Raw genomic sequence first — 1,984 nt, forward strand, 5'->3', positions numbered from 1 at the left:
CCCGGGTTCGACGTAATTCGGCGGGCCTGGAGGTCCTGCGAGGCGGAATGCGCTGGTCGGCGGGTCGCGAGAGGCAGAGAAGGCCAGAAGTCCCTAGAGACGCGATCTCCTGGACTAACGCGTGCCAGCCTGGACGTATCTCGTATTGTCTAGAGCCGTGTATGTGAAGACGACGAAGCGGGAGAACAAGTCCGGCACGGTCCGGTACCTGCACCTGGCCCACAACGAGTGGGACCCGGCCAAGGGCCGGGCGGTGCCCAAGGTGCTGTTCACCTTCGGCCGCGAGGATCAACTCGACCGCGATGCGGTCAAGCGCCTGGTCGTGTCTCTATCGAAGTTGCTGGAGCCTGGCGACGCGCTCGTGGCCACCGCCGCATCCGACCTGGAGTTCGTCTCCTCGGTGCCGTTCGGCGGCACCTACGTGCTCGACCACCTGTGGCGCAGGTTGAAGATCGACCAGATCGTGGCCCGGGTCGGGCAGCCCAAGCGCGGCCGGCCTCGGGACATGACCACCACCGAGCGGGTGCTGTTCGCCCTGGTCGCCAACCGGGCGCTGGCGCCGTCGTCCAAGCTTGCCGCCGCCGACTGGATCACCAACGACGCGCACATCGACGGACTGACCGAGATCGGCGAACAGCCCTGCTACCGGGCGATGGACTGGCTGCACGAGGTCACCGATGACCTGGAGAAGCAGGTCTTCGACTCCGTCGCCACCCTGCTGAACCTCGAAGTGGACCTGCTGTTCTTCGACACCACCAGCACCTACTTCGAGCTGGAGGAGCCCGACGCTCCCGTCGCCCGCGACGACGCCGGCCGCCCGCTTCACGACAGTGAGGCGAACGGCGACGCGAACCACGGCGGGTTCCGCGCCTACGGCAAGTCCAAGGACTCCCGCGACGACCTGCCGCAGATCGTCATCGGCATGGCCGTCACCCGGGACGGCATCCCGGTGCGCTGCTGGTGCTGGCCGGGCAACGCCTCCGACCAGACGGTGATCCGGCAGGTCAAGGACGAGATGCGGGACTGGACCCTCTCGAAGATCGTGTGGGTGACCGACCGCGGCTTCTCCTCCGCCGAGAACCGCCGCTACCTGCGGCAGGGCGACCACGCCTACATCATCGGCGAGAAGCTCCGCTCCGGATCGCCCGAGGTCAAGGCCGCCCTGTCCCGGCAGGGCCGCTACACCGAGATCGCCGAGAACATGCGCGTCAAGGAAGTGCGGATCAGCGACACCGACCGGTTCGTGATCTGCCACAACCCCGAAGCCGCCGAACGCGACAAGCACATGCGAAAGCAACTCGTCGCCCACCTGCAGGAGTTGATCGCCGACACGGACAAGCTCAGCGAATTCAAGCGCGGCGAGGTGCGCGGGAAGATCGCCGGCAAGCCCGGACTGAACCGCTACCTCCGCGCCACCCCCGCCGGCAAGCTCCGTGTCGACCAGGCCAGGATCAAGGCGGAGGAAAACCTCGACGGCAAGTACCTCCTGCGCTGCTCGGACCCCCACCTGAGCGCCGAGGACATCGCCCTGGGCTACAAGCAACTGCTGGAAGTCGAACGCGGCTGGCGCGACATGAAGCAAATCATCGACCTCCGGCCGGTCTACCACCGGCTCGAAGAACGCATCCGCGCCCACGTCGTCCTGTGCTGGCTCGCCCTCCTGCTCATCCGCATCATCGAGACCCGGTCCGGCACGACCTGGCCCCGAGCCCGCCGTGAACTCCAACGCCTCCACGTCGGAACATTCACCGGTCCCACCGGCACATTCCAGCAGGTCACCAGCCTGACCAAGCCCCAGCGAGACCTGCTCGCCAAGCTCGGCATCCCCCACCCCAAGCAGGTCCTCGACCTTCAGCCCCCACCCCGCTGACCAGCCCAAACGCCACCGCCTAGAGAAACGCCCTCCAGGCGGTCCCACCCATCTCCGCCCAGGTCAGAACCAAAATTTCAGCTCTCCAGGTCCCCGAATTACGTCGAACCCGGG

Annotated in this window: 1 protein-coding gene; it reads left to right on the forward strand. The window is 66.7% G+C overall.

The features are described from left to right. The first annotated feature begins 157 nt into the window (after positions 1–157). Positions 158–1,870, forward strand: coding sequence for an IS1634 family transposase (locus DLJ47_RS34585; RefSeq protein WP_109906487.1), 1,713 nt, complete (start codon positions 158–160; stop codon positions 1,868–1,870). Positions 1,871–1,984 lie beyond the last annotated feature (114 nt).

The sequence above is a fragment of the Micromonospora sp. S4605 genome (assembly GCF_003176715.1).
Taxonomy (GTDB): domain Bacteria; phylum Actinomycetota; class Actinomycetes; order Mycobacteriales; family Micromonosporaceae; genus Micromonospora; species Micromonospora echinaurantiaca.